The 19,304-nt window shown below is 40.2% G+C and carries 21 protein-coding genes and 1 riboswitch; of the genes, 6 read left to right on the top strand and 15 right to left on the bottom strand.

Features of this window, described 5'->3' with window-relative positions; translation table 11 throughout:
* Positions 1 to 146: 146 nt before the first annotated feature.
* On the top strand, positions 147 to 479 hold the full coding sequence (locus MKL62_RS05160; protein WP_000046495.1) for a HopJ type III effector protein: 333 nt from the start codon (positions 147 to 149) through the stop codon (positions 477 to 479).
* Between the two features lie 502 nt (positions 480 to 981).
* Here MKL62_RS05160 and crcB read toward each other — a convergent pair.
* The 4 genes from crcB to MKL62_RS05140 all read right to left on the bottom strand — a co-directional run bounded on the left by crcB (position 982) and on the right by MKL62_RS05140 (position 3,919).
* Positions 982 to 1,362: a fluoride efflux transporter CrcB gene (gene crcB / locus MKL62_RS05155; protein ID WP_005129802.1), complete on the bottom strand. Its 381-nt coding sequence runs from the start codon at positions 1,360 to 1,362 to the stop codon at positions 982 to 984.
* A gap of 124 nt (positions 1,363 to 1,486) precedes the next feature.
* Positions 1,487 to 1,553: riboswitch (Fluoride riboswitch) on the bottom strand.
* Positions 1,554 to 1,597: 44 nt separating this feature from the next.
* The gene (locus tag MKL62_RS05150; RefSeq protein ID WP_000075984.1) at positions 1,598 to 2,008 is read right to left on the bottom strand and encodes a GFA family protein; all 411 of its coding nucleotides are present in this window, start codon (positions 2,006 to 2,008) and stop codon (positions 1,598 to 1,600) included.
* 77 nt (positions 2,009 to 2,085) lie between these two features.
* A complete protein-coding gene (locus MKL62_RS05145; RefSeq protein ID WP_005129803.1) occupies positions 2,086 to 3,291 on the bottom strand; it encodes a TIGR03862 family flavoprotein in 1,206 nt (401 codons plus the stop codon).
* Positions 3,281 to 3,919: a class I SAM-dependent methyltransferase gene (locus tag MKL62_RS05140; RefSeq protein ID WP_014466029.1), complete on the bottom strand. Its 639-nt coding sequence runs from the start codon at positions 3,917 to 3,919 to the stop codon at positions 3,281 to 3,283. Before MKL62_RS05140 ends, MKL62_RS05145 begins: the two co-directional genes overlap by 11 nt.
* 87 nt (positions 3,920 to 4,006) lie before the next feature.
* Here MKL62_RS05140 and MKL62_RS05135 point away from each other — a divergent pair, with 87 nt between their 5' ends.
* Positions 4,007 to 4,201 (top strand): DNA gyrase inhibitor YacG, encoded by a 195-nt coding sequence (locus tag MKL62_RS05135; RefSeq protein WP_001138289.1) that lies wholly within the window; start codon positions 4,007 to 4,009, stop codon positions 4,199 to 4,201.
* On the opposite strand, the gene MKL62_RS05130 is transcribed toward MKL62_RS05135, so the two are convergent.
* The 5 genes from MKL62_RS05130 to MKL62_RS05110 all read right to left on the bottom strand — a co-directional run bounded on the left by MKL62_RS05130 (position 4,198) and on the right by MKL62_RS05110 (position 8,607).
* Entirely contained in the window at positions 4,198 to 4,842 is a 645-nt protein-coding gene (locus MKL62_RS05130) for an MBL fold metallo-hydrolase (protein ID WP_000942273.1), read from the bottom strand. The genes MKL62_RS05135 and MKL62_RS05130 overlap by 4 nt on opposite strands.
* Positions 4,843 to 4,865: 23 nt before the next feature.
* Positions 4,866 to 5,882, bottom strand: coding sequence for a ferrochelatase (gene hemH, locus MKL62_RS05125; protein ID WP_002132779.1), 1,017 nt, complete (start codon positions 5,880 to 5,882; stop codon positions 4,866 to 4,868).
* A 73-nt stretch (positions 5,883 to 5,955) separates the two neighbouring features.
* On the bottom strand, positions 5,956 to 6,960 hold the full coding sequence (locus tag MKL62_RS05120; RefSeq protein ID WP_005129807.1) for a DUF4062 domain-containing protein: 1,005 nt from the start codon (positions 6,958 to 6,960) through the stop codon (positions 5,956 to 5,958).
* 120 nt (positions 6,961 to 7,080) lie between these two features.
* Positions 7,081 to 7,947, bottom strand: coding sequence for a glutamate racemase (gene murI / locus MKL62_RS05115; protein WP_005129809.1), 867 nt, complete (start codon positions 7,945 to 7,947; stop codon positions 7,081 to 7,083).
* A gap of 48 nt (positions 7,948 to 7,995) precedes the next feature.
* On the bottom strand, positions 7,996 to 8,607 hold the full coding sequence (locus tag MKL62_RS05110; RefSeq protein ID WP_000248028.1) for a DUF1285 domain-containing protein: 612 nt from the start codon (positions 8,605 to 8,607) through the stop codon (positions 7,996 to 7,998).
* A gap of 186 nt (positions 8,608 to 8,793) precedes the next feature.
* Between MKL62_RS05110 and MKL62_RS05105 the strand changes: the two genes are divergently transcribed.
* Positions 8,794 to 10,506 (top strand): electron transfer flavoprotein-ubiquinone oxidoreductase, encoded by a 1,713-nt coding sequence (locus MKL62_RS05105; protein WP_000400008.1) that lies wholly within the window; start codon positions 8,794 to 8,796, stop codon positions 10,504 to 10,506.
* An 86-nt stretch (positions 10,507 to 10,592) separates the two neighbouring features.
* On the opposite strand, the gene MKL62_RS05100 is transcribed toward MKL62_RS05105, so the two are convergent.
* Positions 10,593 to 10,973: a hypothetical protein gene (locus tag MKL62_RS05100; protein ID WP_005129812.1), complete on the bottom strand. Its 381-nt coding sequence runs from the start codon at positions 10,971 to 10,973 to the stop codon at positions 10,593 to 10,595.
* A gap of 143 nt (positions 10,974 to 11,116) precedes the next feature.
* Complete coding sequence (gene tusA / locus MKL62_RS05095; protein ID WP_000003406.1) at positions 11,117 to 11,374, bottom strand: sulfurtransferase TusA; 258 nt, start codon at positions 11,372 to 11,374, stop codon at positions 11,117 to 11,119.
* Between the two features lie 184 nt (positions 11,375 to 11,558).
* On the opposite strand from tusA, the gene MKL62_RS05090 reads away from it, so the two are divergent.
* Both MKL62_RS05090 and lnt read left to right on the top strand, forming a co-directional pair.
* Positions 11,559 to 12,398, top strand: coding sequence for a CorC family transporter (locus tag MKL62_RS05090; protein ID WP_001154809.1), 840 nt, complete (start codon positions 11,559 to 11,561; stop codon positions 12,396 to 12,398).
* Complete coding sequence (lnt, locus tag MKL62_RS05085) at positions 12,395 to 13,954, top strand: apolipoprotein N-acyltransferase (protein ID WP_005129813.1); 1,560 nt, start codon at positions 12,395 to 12,397, stop codon at positions 13,952 to 13,954. Before MKL62_RS05090 ends, lnt begins: the two co-directional genes overlap by 4 nt.
* Before the next feature lies 1 nt (position 13,955).
* Here the strand turns inward: lnt and MKL62_RS05080 are convergent, their stop codons facing one another.
* From MKL62_RS05080 to gspF, 4 genes are all read right to left on the bottom strand, one after another.
* Positions 13,956 to 14,294, bottom strand: coding sequence for a tRNA-binding protein (locus MKL62_RS05080; RefSeq protein WP_000434938.1), 339 nt, complete (start codon positions 14,292 to 14,294; stop codon positions 13,956 to 13,958).
* Positions 14,295 to 14,437: 143 nt separating this feature from the next.
* Positions 14,438 to 14,782, bottom strand: coding sequence for a hypothetical protein (locus MKL62_RS05075; RefSeq protein WP_000643174.1), 345 nt, complete (start codon positions 14,780 to 14,782; stop codon positions 14,438 to 14,440).
* A gap of 266 nt (positions 14,783 to 15,048) precedes the next feature.
* The gene (gspG, locus tag MKL62_RS05070; protein WP_000865304.1) at positions 15,049 to 15,630 is read right to left on the bottom strand and encodes a type II secretion system major pseudopilin GspG; all 582 of its coding nucleotides are present in this window, start codon (positions 15,628 to 15,630) and stop codon (positions 15,049 to 15,051) included.
* Between the two features lie 23 nt (positions 15,631 to 15,653).
* On the bottom strand, positions 15,654 to 16,859 hold the full coding sequence (gspF, locus tag MKL62_RS05065) for a type II secretion system inner membrane protein GspF (RefSeq protein ID WP_001112089.1): 1,206 nt from the start codon (positions 16,857 to 16,859) through the stop codon (positions 15,654 to 15,656).
* 148 nt (positions 16,860 to 17,007) lie between these two features.
* Between gspF and MKL62_RS05060 the strand changes: the two genes are divergently transcribed.
* Positions 17,008 to 19,236: a primosomal protein N' gene (locus MKL62_RS05060; RefSeq protein WP_000156655.1), complete on the top strand. Its 2,229-nt coding sequence runs from the start codon at positions 17,008 to 17,010 to the stop codon at positions 19,234 to 19,236.
* Positions 19,237 to 19,304 lie beyond the last annotated feature (68 nt).

The raw sequence follows: 19,304 nt of genomic DNA, 5'->3' as shown, positions 1-19,304 counted from the left end.
GTGTGTATAAAGTTAAACTTATCCACAATTTTCACAAGAACGCTTCTGATTTTTCTCAACAACTCATCATTTTTTATAGCTCTCAAGCTTTCAAAACATGTATTCAATGCTATGCTTAAGCCCCATTTGATAGGAAGTTTAAGATTATGGCACAAGAGTTACTTGCCCAATTACAAGCAGGCACAGCAAAATTTTCAGATGTTTTAGCTTATATTGAAGCACGCTACCAACATACTCCAACAGCTTTTCAAAATGGCGCACAGCATAACGCTGCAACTGAAAATCAAGGCAGTGCAAAAGTTTTCTCTTTTGCCAAGTTACAAGGTTTAGACCAAGCACAAACTTTAAGTTTATTTGCAGAGCACTACGCATCTGTATTAGCTACCCCAGAGGGAACTGACCACCAAAATATTCGTCAGTTTATGCAAAATGGTTGGGATGGTGTGAAGTTTGAAGGCCAGGCTTTAACTGAAAAATAATAGATTTAAATAAATAATAGAAACGACTTAATTTTTATTATGAGCACTGCCTTAAATGGAAGTGATATCCAAATGATGGATTGTATAGGCTAAGCTTACTTTTCAAGGATGAAAAGTAACAAAAATCCTTTGTTGCGCTGATGCTACATCCATGTAGCACAGCGAAACGACGGCATCCATGCCGTCTGTCACGATAGTAAATGCCTTATTTTTCTTAATTATTTTATTAACCTCTTACATTTGATACGCGATAACGTCATTCGCAGCCTGCGTGGTGTCAATAAAAGATTGTTTTTGCAAAGCATAAGATAAATGGATTCAGTGAACAGGTTCTGCGAATGACAGATGCCTTTGGTTACTTTGGGCAAAACCAAAGTAACTTAATTAGCTGCTTCCATTAGATAACTCAACGATAAGACTCCGTTGTGAAAATCCTACCCAACATTCAACTTCGATGAGCTCTCACAACTTGAAATCATACTCAATTCTTAAATATAAAAACTCAATGTCCCGCTACCCAATAATAAGTCGCCAACCCCAAACACGTAAAAATTAAAGACCCAATTAAATGAATAGAAATGGCCAACATCGCCATTCCCCACTTACCACTTTGCAATAAGGTGACGATCTCAATTGAGAAAGTTGAGAATGTAGTTAAAGCACCACAAAAACCTGTGATTACGAAAAGTTTATAGTTCGGACTTAAATCACTATGAGCAAAATAAGCCATCGCAAAACCAATAATAAAGCCACCGACCAAATTAACAGTAACAGTACCCAACGGAATTTGCGGATAAATCGGGTTGAGTTTTAAACCTAAAAGCCAACGCAACCACGCCCCGAGCACTGAACCTAAGGCAATTGAAAGTAAAGGATAATACATAGGACCATCCCTTTAGTGAGATGCTAAAAGAGCAAACAAAAATGATGGGAAACGTGACATGGCGCACTCCAAAAATAAGCAGAGTACGCAATAACCTACGTACCCAGCGCTATAAATACATGAGGGTAACGTAGGCATCATTAGCCAATACGGCGGTTTTTCAAGGGAGGAATGCCATCTCCCTGTTTTAAGTATATTAAATCATCTAAAATTTGATTAAAACATACTTTTTAAATCATGGACGTTCATCGTATTGCGGTAAATCGTCATGGATGCATTCCCACTCTGCCTTTGAAGCAGCAAAAATATGCATAGTCGGTTTTTGGTCTAATGGTGTATCTAGAGTCCCAATTCTTAAACGATACAGTTCAGGCTGAGCATCACGCGAGCTAATAAGCGGTGAACCACATTCGCTACAAAACCAACGGTACACACCATTCACAGCAAATTTTTTGACAAGGTCTTCACCTTGCGTAATTTTAAAATCTGCACTGTTGATAGGAGCATTCGTTGCAAATGCTGTTCCATTGGATTTTCGGCAGCGTTGACAATGGCATTGGATAATATCTCCGATATCGCCTTTAATTTCATAGCGAATACCCTGACATAAACAACTTCCCTGATAGACTGGCGATGCTTGAGACATACGATTCCGACTCCTATTATTATTGATCGCTCAAAAATAACACTTTTCACATATCAAACATAGCACCGAATTCGTTGTTATTTCTCTAAGAATGAATGCACACCTTCACCAGCTGCTCGTCCCGTAGCAAAGCATGCTGTCAGCAAATATCCCCCTGTAGGAGCATCCCAATCCAGCATTTCGCCACAGCAAAAAACACCTGAAGTTTGTTTCAGCTCTAAACGTTCTGTTAATGCATCTTGCTTAACACCACCAGCACAGCTAATCGCTTCTTCAATAGGCCTAAAGCCATCTAACTTAATTTGAAGTGCTTTCATTTTTTGCGCCATCGTCTCTGGTTGACTCCATAGTGCTTTATCAACCACTTCTCTAATTAAGTTAATTTTAGCTGTGTCTAAGCCTGCTTTACGCCAGATATTGGTGAGAGATTGTTTTTTGCTAGCCTGTAACTTTTTAACTAACTGTGTAAGCTCTACATCAGGCAATAAATCTAAAAATAGATTTAAGCTTTTTCCTTGTTTTTGTTGTTCTCGTAAGGCGCGTCCGAGTTTATAAATGACCCCACTTTCTAAACCGTAGTGAGTAATCACAATATCACCATGAGTAACTTGGCTGGGTTCAACCCACGCATTGATACGCTTTAAAGGCTCACCAAAACAGCTTTCCATAAAAGCTGACCAAGTATGCAATACCCCTGCATTACTTGCTTGAAAAGGTTCAATACTAGATTGATCCATCCATTGTTGCCAAGCACCATCACTGCCCAATTGAGACCAAGATACAGCCCCACAAGCCAACACAACCGCATCGTATTGTTGGGTAAAGGTTTCTGTATTCTGTTTATTTTGGTTTTCAAAAGTCACTGTTGTACCATGCAAATTAATACAACGATGACGATAAAAGAATTTAACCTGCTGTTCTGCTAAACGTTTTAACCAAGCGCGAAGTAAAGGAGCAGCTTTCATTTCAACAGGAAAAATACGACCGGAACTACCCACATACGAGTCTATTCCCAATCCTTTCATCCAGTTCTGAATCCAGACTGCATCCCATTTTTCAACCCACGGTTTGAGCCATTCTGCATGGTCATAACGTTCAATGAACTGGGGTAATGGTTCAGCATGCGAGATATTTAGCCCTGTTTTACCAGCCATCAGAAACTTACGCGCAGCCGAAGGTTTTTGCTCAAACACATCAATTTCATAAGCATACTGGCTCAGCACCTCCGCGGCCATTAAACCAGCCGGACCCGCACCAATAATGGCAATCCGCTTATTCGACATGTGTTTGCCCTTGTAGCGGTGCAAACTCATCAAAACGAGTTTTATAACCTTCAGGCTTGGTCATAATGAGCTGCTGACAAAGCTCGCCACGCTCTAAATATTTAATTTCAAAATGAGTACGTGCAGAAGTTTGCGCAATTTTTTCTTTTTGATAAGGCAGCTTCCACACATTTAATAACTGTTGTTCAGCTTCTTCAATATATTCAGGAATATTACTTGCCAATGTAATCGTTCCACCTGTTTTCAGGCGTGATAACAGGAACTCAAAAAATGGCATGTTCAACCAGCGTTGTGCTGGATTATGAGGTTCTGGGTTCGGATAGAGGATAAAGAAATGTTCTACTTGAGCAGGATATAGAGCATGTACAACCCAAGGTAAAGCATCTGCATGTACAGGCACCAAGTTGTCTCGTGGTTCCAAACCATGCTGCTTTTGCATGGCCAAGAATTTTTCTCTAGTTCGTTCAATTGCATATAACGTGTGCTGAGGATTTTGCCCACTAAATAGCAAAGCATGTTTACCTTTGCCTGCCCCAATTTCTACACAAATCGGAGTATTTTCAATTGGGGTAAAATCGCGAGGCGCTTGCATACGTTGTGCTTGAAATTGACGAATCTGCATAATCACATCAAACTAAATAAAAATCGGCACAAGTCTAACAAGTCACCTGACTTTTGCCTAATCTATTTCTCTTCACTTTGAGGTTACTGCTTTATGCCACGTACATTTCCCTGCCCACGCTGTGGTGAACCAAGTGTTTGGGAAGGTAATGAATTTCGCCCGTTTTGTTCTGAACGTTGCAAACTTATTGATTTAGGCGCTTGGGCAAACGATGAATATAGACTGCCTACCCAAGATGCTCCTCAGCAAGACAAGGGTAGTCAGCATGAAGATGATTATGAGGATTAACCCGCTTTACCTGCGACAAACGGGTTAAATTGTTTTTCATAGCCAATGGTACTCATTGGTCCATGCCCTGAAATAAACTGGGTTTCATCTGGTAAGCTAAAACACTCACGCTGAATTGATTCAATCAGTTGATCATGATTACCACGTGGAAAATCTGTTCTTCCAATTGAGCCTTTAAACAGGACATCGCCAGTCCAGAGTAAACCATGATTCTTGTTATAGAACATGACGTGACCTGGTGTATGTCCTGGTGCAAAACGTACCTCAAACTCATCTTCACCCAGTTTTAGCACTTCACCACCTTCAAGCCATTGATCGACTTTTACAGGCTGTGGGATTGGAAAACCATAACGGGCCGAAACTTCCTGAATCATATCTAGCCAGAACTGATCTTCTTTATGCGGACCAACAACAGGAACACTCCACTCTTTTGCGAGTTCACCTACAGCCCCTGCGTGATCTAAATGCCCATGAGTAAGCCATAACGCCTTTACTTTTAAACCTAAGGCTTCTACTTCTTTCTTCAAAACAGCAGCATCACCGCCTGCATCAATCAAAACTGCTTCTTTTGTTTCACTGTCCCAAACTAAAGAACAATTTTGAGCAAAAGCAGTAACTGGAACAATTTTGACTTGCAGCATAAGAACCTCTGGCTAAAACGCAATTAACGGTGGGCTAAGGTATGGGTAAGGGCATCAAGATTAGCCTGAACTAAACCTGCAAGCAAATCAATATGTGCCTCATCGCTATTTAAAGCAGGGATGTAAGCATAGCTTCCGCCACCAGCTTGCTGAAATAACTCAGCATTTTGAATAGCGAGCTCTTCAAGCGTTTCTAAACAGTCAGCAGAAAAAGCTGGGCTTAAGACCTGAACAGACTTAACGCCCTGCTTCGCCCAATCTTGTAAAAGTTGATCAGTATAAGGTTTCACCCATTCTTGTTTGCCAAAACGTGATTGGAAACTAATTGCCCATTCATCATCTTTTAAATGTAAAGCTTCAGCGACTAACTTTGCGGTAATACGACAACGGTCTGCATAAGGGTCGCCTTTATCTGCATAAGGCTGTGGAATACCATGAAATGACATCAACAGCTTTTCAGGTTTGCCATGTTGCTCTTGGTAAGCTAGAACACTTTCTGCCAACGCCTGAATAAACATTGGATGTTGATAATAATCTTTAATAATGGTCAGACCCGGCAAATTTCGCTGAGTAGGAATCCACTTAGCAAAAGCATCATATAATGGAGCAGTCGATGTCGCAGAATATTGGGGAAATAAAGGCAATAAAATGACATGCTCTTGTGGATGAGCGGACAATTTTTCTAAAACTGCATCAATACCCGGATTACCATAAGTCATAGCGGGCAACACAGTTAAATCAAACTGTTTATTTTCACGCTCTAAATAAGCCTGCACACGTTGAGTTTGCTCAAATACAATTTCACGCATTGGTGAATCGGTAGACCATACCGAAGCATAGGCATGCGCTACTCTTTTTGGGCGAAAAGGCAAAACAAACAGATTTAAAATAATCCACCAAATGAATTTTGGAATTTCAATTACACGTGGATCAGATAAAAACTGCTTTAAAAAACGGCGCACCGCTGGGACAGTTGCCTCATCCGGTGTGCCTAAATTCGCTAAAATGACAGTAACTTTCGGTTTTTGTTCAAACGACATGTGTAAATGCCTTTCAATTCATCTTATGACACTAATGTAACAGCTTTCATGGTCATATCTAAATTGAATCGCTCTAAGCTTTTAATCGAGTACTCCGATGATTCCATTTATAACTGAGCAAGAGCTTTTGGGCTTTGGTCGTTACTTTCCATAAACTATGTTGTTGATCAATCTTGGTTGGAACAATCCAGCCTTGTGATTGCATTTGCTTTTTAATACGAAACAGGGCTTTATGATTAATTTGTGCACCTGCCACTGCATGTGCTCTAGGCAACTCTTGGCGAGCGTCTTCTAACCCGTCCTGATTTAAATACTCATTGAGGCAAGTCCCAAAGTTCTCTTCTGGCATGGCTGTCTCAAAATGTTTAGCCAAAATACTTAACAGTTGAGACCAAGTCATTTGTCTCTGGCGCTTAAGCTCTTTAAAGTTGCCATCTTGAAAAGCCTGAATTTGATATTCAAAAGCAAAAACATCTTGCGGTGTCACTTCATTTGCTTGAATTGATGACTCTGATAACTGTTGTTCTAATTGTAAAATTTTACTTTTTAATCGGTTAATTTCATCTTCCAAATAATGCGCTTGGCGTGCAGGCACCCAACCTTGTCCCATATATTGTTCAACCATTAAAGGTATATTTAAACGAACAGCAAGTTCTAATTCACGTGGGCTTTTAAAATAAAAAATATGATTCGCTTCACGTAATAACTTTTTTCGGAATGCCAGAAATTTCTCTTTAAGCTGCGGATGGGTCTCTTGTAAATGCATATCACGACTTTCAGGTTGTTCATGCATAAAGACGACAATGGGCTTCGCGCGACTTAACGCATATTCGTACTCTAAAGAAAAATAACTCGCCCCTGAAATTGATTGCTCCCCATACTGACTACCCAGCAGCAAAACAACATAATCCGACTCATCAATTTGCCGACGGGCAAGCGTTGTTGTTAGAGGATTTCTATATTCTAACCCCCAAGCAAAAAATCCCATATTGACTAAAGTTTGGGAAAGAACCATACGCTCAGATTGCATCTCGCGACCTGAGGTTGAAATAAAAATCTGATAGCGTGTATCGAGCATAGCAATACCCTTATCGCCCCATAATCTTGATATGGCCTGAATCAGCCAAGATTATGAACCACCCCAAATAAGAAAAATAAATATAAAAAAACGCTTTCTTCTGAATGCCTACAATAGAGCTCAACTCAGATTGTGCAGCGTCCATGTCAATTCTTGTGGAATCATATTTTGTAAAACAGGTTGTAATGCATCTGCATTATTACCACTTACATAACATTCAATACGTGCAACATTCTGACGCATTTGGTCACATAATAACTCATTTTTTATTAAAATACGGGCTGTTTGTCGGGCAACTGCCAATCCCGAATCAACCAGTGTGAATTGGTTATCAAAAAGATGATGAATGGCTTCATTTAAAAAAGGATAGTGCGTACAACCAAGTACCAAATAGTCCGCGCCTTGCTCAACTGCAGGTTGTAAAACTTCTCTTAATGCATTTAAACAAGCAGGGCTCATTTGCTGCCCTGCTTCTACACAAGGGACAAGCTCTAAACTCGTTAGAGTCATCACTTTAACACCCGCTGGAACAGCAAACTTTTCGACAACATCCTTAATGAGTTGTCCACGAAAAGTAGCTGGTGTCGCCAATACTGCAACCACTTTAGAACGAGTTTGTAATACTGCAGGTTTTAGTGCCGGTACCAAGCCAACAATCGGGAAGTGTTCGCCATAATGTTCTCGTAAATGATCAAGGCTAAATGCGGAAGCCGTATTACAAGCTACGACCGCAATTTTACAACCCTGACGATATAACCAGTCGACGGCACGAGCCGTTAGCTCTCTGATTTCTTCATCAGAGCGAGGACCATACGGAACATAGGCTGTATCTGCATAATACACAATACGTTCGTTTGGCAAATATTTGGCAATTTCTGCTGCAACCGACATACCTCCAATACCTGAATCAAAAATACCAATTGGGGCATCTGCTAATGCTTTAGGCATAGGTTCTAATTCAGTAAATAAAGGCTGTATGGCTGTCATGGCAGTACTAGAGAGTGTCGGAAAATTTCACTCTATAAAGCTTAAACCTCAAGTGCCTAATTGCAAGTGCAAATTACCACTTTTTAACTGCAAAATGGTTTCGCCTTTATCATTTTCGACCAGTGTTCCATAGTTCACGAGATGATAGAAAGCCTGACGTTGAATAAGCGCATTAATACCAAATCGAACATGGACATAAGGACGCAACTCCCCTGCATATTCCCGCATAAAAATCGGGTGTTCTGCATCAACTAAAATCACATCCTGATTGGTCGTCGTCAGTTGTAGAAACTCATCACCTGAAATTTCAATCTGATCTACCTGATTGACTAATAAAGGTTCATCTTCAACTTCGATTTCAATTTGTTCTACAGGGGTTTTCAGGTAGAATTTACCCTCTTCTTTCCATAGGACTTTGGTAAACAAATCCAATAGGGCTTGGCGCTTGATTAATTGACCTTCGTGCCACCATTCTCCATTGGCTTTCACCGTTAAATCCATTTTACCGCAATGCTTTGGATGCCATTGCTCTAAAGGTGGGATTGACCTTTTGTGACTTTGCTGTACACCTTTTAAGTATTGTGCAATGTTCATTAAGTTTTTATCATCAGATAACGGTATTTTTCCCATATCCGATGGGGAATTATTTTGATTTACCATAGTTTATGCCTTGCTGACGAAAAAATATGACGACTCAGCCAATTGGCTAGATCATGGTTTAAAACTATACTAGCCCAAACGATAAAAGGCACAATAGCATATTTGCGCCTATGGATTAAAACACTCACGGCAGCACCGGATGATCTGACATTACGGTTGCCACCTTTAAGTATTGAGGAGTCCTACATGGAACACATCGAACGTGAATCGATGGAGTTTGACGTTGTCATCGTAGGTGCAGGACCTGCAGGTCTATCTGCTGCGATTAAGATCCGTCAATTAGCGATTGAAAATAACTTACCCGATCTTTCAGTTTGTGTAGTTGAAAAAGGCTCTGAAGTAGGTGCGCATATCTTATCTGGTGCTGTACTTGAACCGCGTGCTATTAATGAACTTTTCCCGAACTGGAAAGAAGAAGGTGCGCCTCTTAACGTACCTGTAACTGAAGACAAGACATTCTTCTTGCTTTCAGAAACTACCTCTAAAGAAGCACCTCACTGGATGGTTCCTAAAACCATGCACAATGATGGGAACTATGTTATCTCGCTAGGTAACGTTGTTCGCTGGTTAGGTCAAAAAGCTGAAGAATTAGAAGTTTCTATCTTCCCTGGCTTTGCTGCATCTGAAGTGCTTTACCATGAAGACGGTACTGTAAAAGGTATTCAAACTGGTGACATGGGTATTGGTAAAGATGGTGAGCCTACACATAACTTTACTCCGGGTTATGAACTTCACGCTAAATACACTCTCTTTGCTGAAGGCTGCCGTGGCCACTTAGGTAAACGCCTAATTGCAAAATATAATCTTGATAAAGATGCAGATCCGCAACATTACGGGATCGGGATTAAAGAACTTTGGGAAATTGACCCAGCAAAACATAAACCGGGTCTAGTGATGCACGGTGCTGGTTGGCCATTGTCTGAAACTGGTTCTTCTGGTGGTTGGTGGTTATACCACGCTGAAAACAACCAAGTGACTTTGGGTATGATTGTGGACTTGTCTTATGAAAATCCACACATGTATCCATTCATGGAAATGCAGCGCTGGAAAACTCACCCACTCATCAAACAGTATTTAGAAGGTGGTAAACGTATTTCTTACGGCGCACGTGCTGTAGTGAAAGGCGGTTTCAACTCTTTACCTAAATTGACTTTCCCGGGTGGTTGCTTAATTGGTGATGATGCAGGCTTCTTAAACTTTGCGAAAATCAAAGGCTCACACACTGCCATGAAATCAGGCATGTTATGTGGTGAAGCTGTATTTGAAGCAATTGCTGCCGGAGTTGAAAAAGGTGGTGATCTTGCGGTTGCTCGTGTAACCGAAGGCGAAGATTTATTCGTTAAAGAATTAACTTCTTACACAGACAAATTTAACAACAGCTGGTTAAAAGAAGAGCTTTATAACGCTCGTAACTTTGGCCCTGCAATGCATAAATTTGGTCAATGGATTGGTGGTGCATTTAACTTTATTGACCAAAACGTCTTTAAAGTGCCATTCACTTTACATGACTTGAAACAAGACTTCGCTGTATTGAAAACTGTTGATGCAACGAGCTTCAAGCCAACTTATCCAAAACCAGATGGCAAACTGACATTTGACCGTTTATCTTCTGTGTTTATCTCAAACACTGTACACGAAGAAAACCAGCCAGCTCACTTGAAGCTTACTGATCCTTCAATTCCAGTGAACGTAAACTTACCAAAATGGGATGAGCCTGCGCAGCGCTATTGTCCTGCTGGTGTTTACGAAATCATGGAAAATGATGACGGCTCTAAACGCTTCCAGATTAACGCAGCGAACTGTGTTCACTGTAAGACCTGTGATATTAAAGACCCATCTCAAAATATTACTTGGGTAACGCCTGAGGGCGGCGGTGGTCCGAATTATCCTAATATGTAATCCCTTGCGCCGCTTTAGCTGCGGCTCATATCCTAAGATGTATCAAAAAGCCCCGATTATTCGGGGCTTTTTTTATTGGAATCAGCTTATTCAAAAGGAGGTATTTTTGCTACGTTTAAATTAAGATTCCTTTTGTAGAAAATAAATGTGCCTAATAAAAATAAGCCGAGAAAACCAAAGTTTCGCGCTAAATCGAAGTACCAAACTGATTTACCAAATAATAAATCGAGAATTAGTAAAAACCCCATAAACCTTGTGTGTAAGATCAAACTCATTTTAACTTTAGGTTCAGGAGAAAAATGTGTATTGCTATAACCTAATATAACTGAACCAAGAGTAATCAAAATAAATAGAATTAAGGTAGTAATATTCTCGGATAACCAAGAAACTTCAATACGTAACAAACCTGCAATACAGAAAAACCAAAGACATATAATTAAACTCTGTTTTACAAAATCATCATTCACTTTATAAAGGCATCTAAATATTTAGTTTTTAGAATTATATAACGATTCTTATTTGAAAAATATTATCATTTTAAATTAAAAATTAATTTCTAATAGAGCTTCTAATATGTGTGGGTAGAAGCTCTATTCTATTTTTTGTTGTTCTATCCTTTTTGTACCAGATAACGGTATTCTTTATGGTTCTGCTCATCTAGAACTTCTTCTTTTAATAGGAGTTCATGTCCCAAATGCATACAAAACTTAGGGATATCCCAAGAAGTCGAAGGGTCAGTCGCCAACACTTCAACAACATCTCCTGATTTTGCTTTGCGAATCGCCTGATGCAGCATCATGACAGGTTCCGGACAACGTAAACCACGCGTATTAAGTTGTACAGTAGGTGAAATAGGTTGTTCTGACATAACAAACTCGAACAAATAGAATTTTCACATTTTAGCATAAACCCATCACTGTCTTATGAACTGTAACTGGCGTTTACATAACAATATGTGTTTTGTCTTTTACTTTGTTTTATAGATGCATAAGGGCTTTTTCTTCGGTATGATCAGTGTATTCATTTGATACATTGAGTCTTTAGGAAAGATCATGCAAGAGGAACCGAGTCCGTCGTGGGGTATGCGAGGCTTACGAAAGTGGTTAGGTACAGCGCCAGAAACCCGAGATGAATTATTAAAACTAGTCCAAAATTCACGTCGTTTTTTAGAACCTGATACTGTTGCCATGCTTGAAGGTGTTCTTGACCTTCCTGCTACAAAAATTCGTGAAGTCATGACGCCACGAACAGCAATGATCAGTATGCAAGAAGATGATCAGTTACTTGATATTCTTCACGTATTGGTTGAGTCTGCTCACTCACGTTTTCCAGTTTTCTCAGCTGACCAACCTGATAATGTTGTTGGTATTTTACTGGCAAAAGATTTACTACCATTTTTGACTGAACCAAATACTAAATTAGATATTGGCTCGCTTATGCGTCAGCCATTATTTGTGCCTGAAAGTGCACGTTCAGATCAAGTTCTTCGTATGCTTAAGCACACCCAGACCCATATCGCGATTGTGATTGATGAATATGGATCAACAGCGGGACTGGTTACGCTTGAAGATATTCTTGAAGAGATCGTTGGTGAAATTGAAGACGAACATGATACTGCAGATGAAGATGCACAATACATTGTTCCAGATAACGACCATACAATAGCGAATGCATGGATGGTGCAGGCACTTACACCAATTGAACACTTCAACACTGTTTTAGATGCTGATTTTTCTGACGATGAAGTAGAAACTGTCGGCGGTTTATTGCTTCAAGAAATTGGTCTAGTTAGTGATTTACAAGGTCAGACTGTTGAGCTTGGAAATTGGTTATTTACGATTGTTGAAGCAGATGCCCGCACTATTCATCTGATTCGAGCTGTACGTCAATGAGAGCATACTTTGAAAAGCTGTTAGATTCTTCGCAACAACAAAAACAGCTTCCTTTAATTTTTCCATTGCTCATTGCTTTATTTTCAGGTGCCGTGTTCAGTTTTGCACTGGCACCTTATTATTGGTGGTGGTTGGCAATTTTGTCTCCTGCCCTACTCTATGCGACATTGCATAACCGCTCAGCCAAACAAGCATTTGCAATTGGCTGGAGTTATGGTTTTGGTTTATGGTTTGTAGGGGCTTTCTGGCTCTATACGTCGATCCATGTATATGGCGATACCAATGCTTTTCTAAGTGTATGTATGATTGCTGTTATGGCCTTTGTAATGGGCTTATTTACAGCATTTCAGACATGGGTTTATCGACGCTTCTTTCCTGAAACACCGCTGACTTTCGCCCCTCTCTGGATTATTTTTGAGTGGGCTAAAACTTGGGTATTTACCGGTTTCCCTTGGCTGTTTGTAGGTTATGCTTTTACTGAACGTTTACTCGATGGTTATGCGCCGCTATTTGGTATTTATGCAATTTCCTTTGTAGTAATTGTATTGGCGTGTGCTTTAGTTGAAGTTCTACGTAAGCGTATTTTCTGGGTTATCCCTGCTGCCCTGTTAGTTTTAGGTGCATGGGGAGCATCATATATTCAGTTTGTACAACCTAAAGCGGCTAAACCGCTTAGCGTTTCGCTCATTCAAGGTAACATTCCACAAGATTTAAAATGGCTAACCGAATATCAAGTTAGAACATTAGAAATTTATGCTGGTTTGACTCAATCTGAATGGGGCCGTGACCTCATTGTATGGCCTGAGTCTTCAATTCCACTCTTCCAAACCGACATTGAACCGTTTTTGGATGCAATGGATGCACAAGCTAAAAAGAACCATACCGCTTGGGTAACCGGCATACCTTATTGGGATGTAGCGAAATCGCATCAAGTTGGTAGCCCGCTGTATTACAACAGTATTATGGCCTCTGGCAGCGATTCAAGCGGCCTTTATAAAAAGCAGCGTCTCGTACCTTTTGGTGAATATATTCCGCTGTCAGGTTTGCTTTCTTGGGTTTTACCAGCCATGCAAAATGATATTAGCATGAGCGGTTTTACACGTGGTGAGAGTGATCAGAAACCACTTTTAATTAAAGGGCATGCACTTGCGGCTGCAATTTGTTATGAAGTGGCATATCCGAACCTGACACGCCGTAATGCAGAAGACAGCGACTTTTTGGTAACTGTATCTAACGATGCTTGGTTTACCGGAACAGCTGGCCCATGGCAACATTTACAAATGGTGCAGATGCGTGCGAAAGAAAATGGTCGCTGGTTTATTCGTGCAACTAACACAGGTGTAACAGCGTTTATTGATCAAAATGGCCATATCACCGAACAAGCACCGATTGATAAAGAGTTTGTCTTGAGAGGCGATTTACCAGCCATGCAAGGTCAAACTCTCTATAACCGTCTAGGTGATTATCCAATTTTAGGATTTGCAGTATTACTGCTAGTTTTAGGTTGGATCTATCGTCCACGTAAAGTAGACGTGTCTTACAAATCACGTCGCTAAATTATAATAGCTTTGTACCCAGAGGTACTTCAAACTCTGGGATACAAAGTGCTACATCCCCATCTGCATTATGAAAGCCTGTTACCAAACATTCCGATTGGATAGGTCCTATTTGCTTTTTAGGGAAATTCACTACCGCAACAACTAATTTACCAATCAAATCCTGCGGTTGATAAAGTTTAGTAATCTGTGCACTCGATTTACGTACACCCAATTCTTCACCAAAATCTACATGCAAAATATAGGCAGGTTTTCGCGCCTTTTCAAAAACCTCAGCTTGAATAATTTTACCAACGCGCAGTTCTACTTTTAAAAAGTCATTCCACTCGATTTGTTCCATTTCATATTTCTCATCTTCTTAAATTGCTGATTTGAAGCATATAATATGTACAAATGAAGAAACACCCTGTTTTAAGTCCAGTTAAAAAATAAAACGTAGACGTTGAGTCTACGTTTTATTTAAAAATTTGGGTTTAAATAAGATTAAAAAGCAATCGATAATTGCAAAGATAAATAAGCAACTAAACTCGATAAAAAAACCATCGGCACATAACGATAAGCTTTAAAAAGCAATTGTTCGTATTTAGAAGCCATCTGTTTAGTTTGCCATACACTCGTTTTTAATGCGGTAAAGAAGCTCACCATTAACCAAGCGCTTACAATACTTAAGGCAAAGAAACCAATCATGATTTGGCTACTTCCCTCAGTACTCAACCATAGCTTTAATGAAACTTCAGCAATGGGTAATAATGCTAAAATCAATAGGACAGATTTAAGCATCGCCCAATGAAACTGATTCAGCTCATCAAGTACGAGAAATGCTTTCATTTAATCTCTCCCATTCATTGAATAAAGTGCTTTTTATTTATTATGCAAAGCTTTTATTTAAATATATAGCTTATTTTCTCTTATATTTTAACTTTCTTGTAACTATTAAATATGGGAATAATTCTTATTTTAAATCTCAAATCTAGATATTAACTTTTTTACTTTATTTTCAATGCATTATTATATTTTTATGATTAAGAAAGATTATCAATTCGGATTATTGTTTTATCTTATTAACCGAATCGATAATCTCTCTTACATTTTAATTAAGGCTGATAATAAATATCGGCATCGTTACCTTCACCACCTTCTTTACCATCTGCGCCAAATGAATATAGATCAAAAGGATGGCCGTCTTTTCCAGGTACGACATATTGGATATCATTTTTCCAGCTGTCTTTAGGATAACCACCTTTCACATAACCACCCGGCATCCAGTTTTTTGCTGTAGCAGGTTGATTAATAAGCGCATCTAAACCACCTTCTTGCATAGTTGGGAAATGCCCATTATCGAGCTTGTATTGATCTAAGGCACCCGCAACCCCTTTCAAGGTAATTTGAGTCGTATCAATTTTAGCTTTTTCACTACGGCCCATGACGTTCGGTACGATTAAAGCAGCCAACACGCCTAAGATTACAATCACGACCATAACTTCAATAAGGGTAAAGCCTGAGGCACGTTTCATTCGAGCACGGGTCGAACGTGTCGCAAGTCCGAAGGCACTTGAAGAGCAAACATCTGATACAGAGCTATGCTCGGAATGGCACGTTGGTTCAAACTGATTTGAAACCACAGATTCACTATGTTGTTTCATCGCTATTTCGCTTTGAATATTTTTTACTTTCATCATTATCTCTAATATCAAAGTTATTAAATCATATTGTTCATATTTACGATTGGCAGCATAACCGCAATTACAATAACCAGTACGATGCTTGCCATTAACACCAGCATAAGCGGTTCAAGTAATGCCAATAAGGTTGAGATAAATGTCGTCACCTCGCGGTCTTGCATGGTCGACGCACGTTCAAGCATACGGTCAAGCTCACCTGATGCCTCACCACTTCGAATCATTTGTACCATCATTGGTGGGAAATAACCACTGCGCTCCAGTTGCGTACCGAGGTTACCACCTTCGGTAACACGCTCAGCCGCTTGGGAAATTGAATCACGGATGACCCAGTTATTGGTCACAGCAGCACCAATCTTTAAGGCATCTACCAATGGCACGCCTGAACGAGTCAAAATAGATAAAGTACTGGCAAAGCGCGCAGCATTAATACCACGGGATAGTTTACCGAATAATGGCAATTTGAGTGTTAATCGATCAAAAGCATAATGTCCCGCAGTAGTTTTTAAAAAACGGACAAAAGCTACTACCCCTACAATTGCAAAAAGAATAATAAATACCCATGCATGACGGATAAAATCACTCGCTTTCATTAAAGCAACTGTAATCCATGGTAAGGCATCTTTGCTTTGATCGAAGGTTTTTACAATCTCTGGGACCACATAAGTCATTAATCCCATCACAATACCGAAAGACATCAGCATTAAAATGATTGGGTAAATCATGGCACCTTGAACTTTCTTTTGCATGGCAAAACGGTTCTCGGTGTAGTCTGATAGCTGATCTAAAATGAGATCTAAATGCCCCGAACGCTCACCTGCGGCAACAGTAGCAATATAAAGGTCAGGAAAACGCCCTGACTGTTGCATACCTTGTGCGAGTGAATGCCCTTCCAATACTTTCGAACGAACTGAGAGTAAAAGATTTTGTACATGCGCTTTTTCACTTTGTCTGCTCACGGCGCGGAGAGCTTCTTCTAAAGGAATTGCAGCAGCAACCAAAACCGAAAGCTGTCTGGTCATCAGTGCTAAATCGTAAGCACTAAACTTTTTTTGGAATAATCCGTGGCTTTGATGCTTATCTTTTTGTTCAACCGGGTCAACGCTAATCGGAGTCCATGCTTTATCGCGTAATTGTTGGCGAATCTGACGTGCCGAGTCTCCTTCAAGCACCCCCTTTTGCTGCTTCCCTGAAGCATCAATAGCAGTAAATTGATATGCAGGCATGGTAATGTTCTAATTTTCCAAAAATAATAGTCGCTGCTGTTGCATCTATGCTACGCAATCATTCATATTCATTCTATAGCCTGTGTAGAATACCCAAGTCCTCTTCACGACGCTATGCCGTTTTTTAAAATTGACGAAATGAGCCTCTATGACCATAACGCCAAAGCCTGATTCAGTTGTTTATCGTGTGCGTGTTGCCGTACCTGTGCATCTGTACGACACTTTTGACTATACACTCACCAAAGCACAATATGAACGGGCTCAAGTAGGTTCACGCGTCGCAATTTCATTTGGACGGCAAAACCTGATTGGTATCATTACTGAAAAAGTTGACCCACAAGAATCATTTACAGGTAACTTTCAGCTTAAGGCCATTTCTGAACTTTTAGATGATGAGCCTATTTTAGATGAACAAGTTTTAAATTTATTGACATGGTCAGCACAATATTACCAATTTCCGATTGGTGAGGTGATGCAGACTGCTTTACCTGCGTTATTGCGTCAGGGCAAACCCATGGATGTTTTATTTCATCTATGGAAAATCATTCCATGTGACAATGCCGAAGCTTTATTAAAACGCTCAATCAAACAGCAAGATGCTTATCAAATTTTAAAATTACATCCTGCCGGAACCACTGAAAATATTCTCAATTTAAGTGGTGTAGAAACTGCAACACTTAAAGCACTACAAAAGAAAGGTCTCGTAGACTGTACGCTTGAGCCTCATGACTTTAGTCCATCCCCTGTGCAATTGGCGCAAATGCCACTCACGCTCAATGAAGACCAAAAGAAGGCCACCCAGCACGTCCTTAATGCACAGCATCAATACCAAGCATTTTTACTAGATGGCTTAACTGGAAGTGGTAAAACCGAAGTTTATTTGCACATCATGCATGAGGTGCTAAAGCAAGGTAAGCAAGTACTGGTGTTAGTGCCTGAAATTGGTTTAACCCCTCAAACTATTTCGCGCTTTAAGTCTCGTTTTAACTGCGACATTGCTTTATTACATTCGGGGTTAAATGACTCTAAACGCCTACAAGCATGGCAACAAGCACAGACTGGAAAGGCCTCTATTATTTTAGGAACACGTTCAGCCATTTATACCCCGCTGCCACGTTTGGGCCTGATCATTTTAGATGAAGAACACGACCTGTCTTATAAACAACAAGAAGGTTTCCGTTACCATGCTCGTGATGTCGCACTTTACCGAGGATATTTACAAGGCTGTCCTGTTCTTTTAGGTTCAGCAACTCCAAGCATTGACAGTTATCACTTAGTCGAAACTGGCAAGTTAACTGCACTTCAGCTGAACCAGCGTGCAGGCCATGCGCTTTTACCAAAAATGCATTTGATTGATCTTAAAATTGTCAAAAAACAGCATGGTATTAGTCAGCCTTTAATCGAACAGATTAAAAATACCCTAGCAAGAAAAGAACAGGTTTTAATTTTTTTAAACCGTCGTGGTTATGCACCTGTTCTGGTCTGTGAAAGTTGTGGTTGGCAAGCGAATTGTCCTCATTGTGATGCACATTTTACTTTGCACACTCAGCCCTACTCTTACTTACATTGTCATCACTGTGGCACCGTTCATCGCTTGCCAGACCAATGCCCTGAGTGTCAGCAAAAGAGCCTCAAAACTTTAGGTGCTGGCACAGCCAAGGTTGAAGAGCATTTACAAGAATTATTCCCAGATCATGATGTGATTCGGGTCGATCGTGACAGCACCAGCCGAGTCGGTAGCTGGCAAAAAATTTATGATCGCATTCAACAAAATAAACCTTCGATTTTACTCGGTACGCAAATGTTGGCAAAAGGTCACCATTTTCCGCATGTGACCTTGGTTGCTATTTTAGACATCGATGCAGGTTTATTGAGTGTCGATATTCGAGCGCCAGAGCGTACTGCTCAATTGATTGTACAAGTGGCTGGTCGTGCAGGTCGTGGAGAACATAAGGGTCATGTTTATTTACAGACTTTAAGGCCAGATCACCCTTTATTGACCACACTTATTGAAAAAGATTATCGGGCAGTGGCGAAACAAACATTGGCTGAGCGTAAAGTTGCATTACTGCCGCCTTATCGCTATGCCGTACTTATACGCGCTGAATCGAAAGATCGCGACTATACCTTGCATTTTTTAAATGAAGCTGCCGAGCAACTTCGCCAAATAGCAGGTGATATTGTTGATATCTGGGGACCAATTCCAGCGCCAATGGAACGTAAAGCAGGACGTTACCGCGCACATATGGTGATTTTGTCTGCTGACCGCGCTCGTCTGCATTTTTACTTAAGACAATGGTGGGCTCAGTTGGTCCATGCGCCAAGACAGCATCAACTCAGACTCTCAATTGATGTTGACCCGCAAGAATTTAGTTAGATGATTTGAATATCATGGTGTGAAGAACACTTTTTCCCTTTACACTTAAAAAAGATCAATACATTCGG

The sequence above is a fragment of the Acinetobacter sp. AOR01_HL genome, assembly GCF_027855455.1.
Lineage (GTDB): Bacteria > Pseudomonadota > Gammaproteobacteria > Pseudomonadales > Moraxellaceae > Acinetobacter > Acinetobacter baumannii.
The sequence above is the reverse complement of the archived record's forward strand: the minus strand, read 5'-3'. Positions and strand labels throughout refer to the sequence as shown.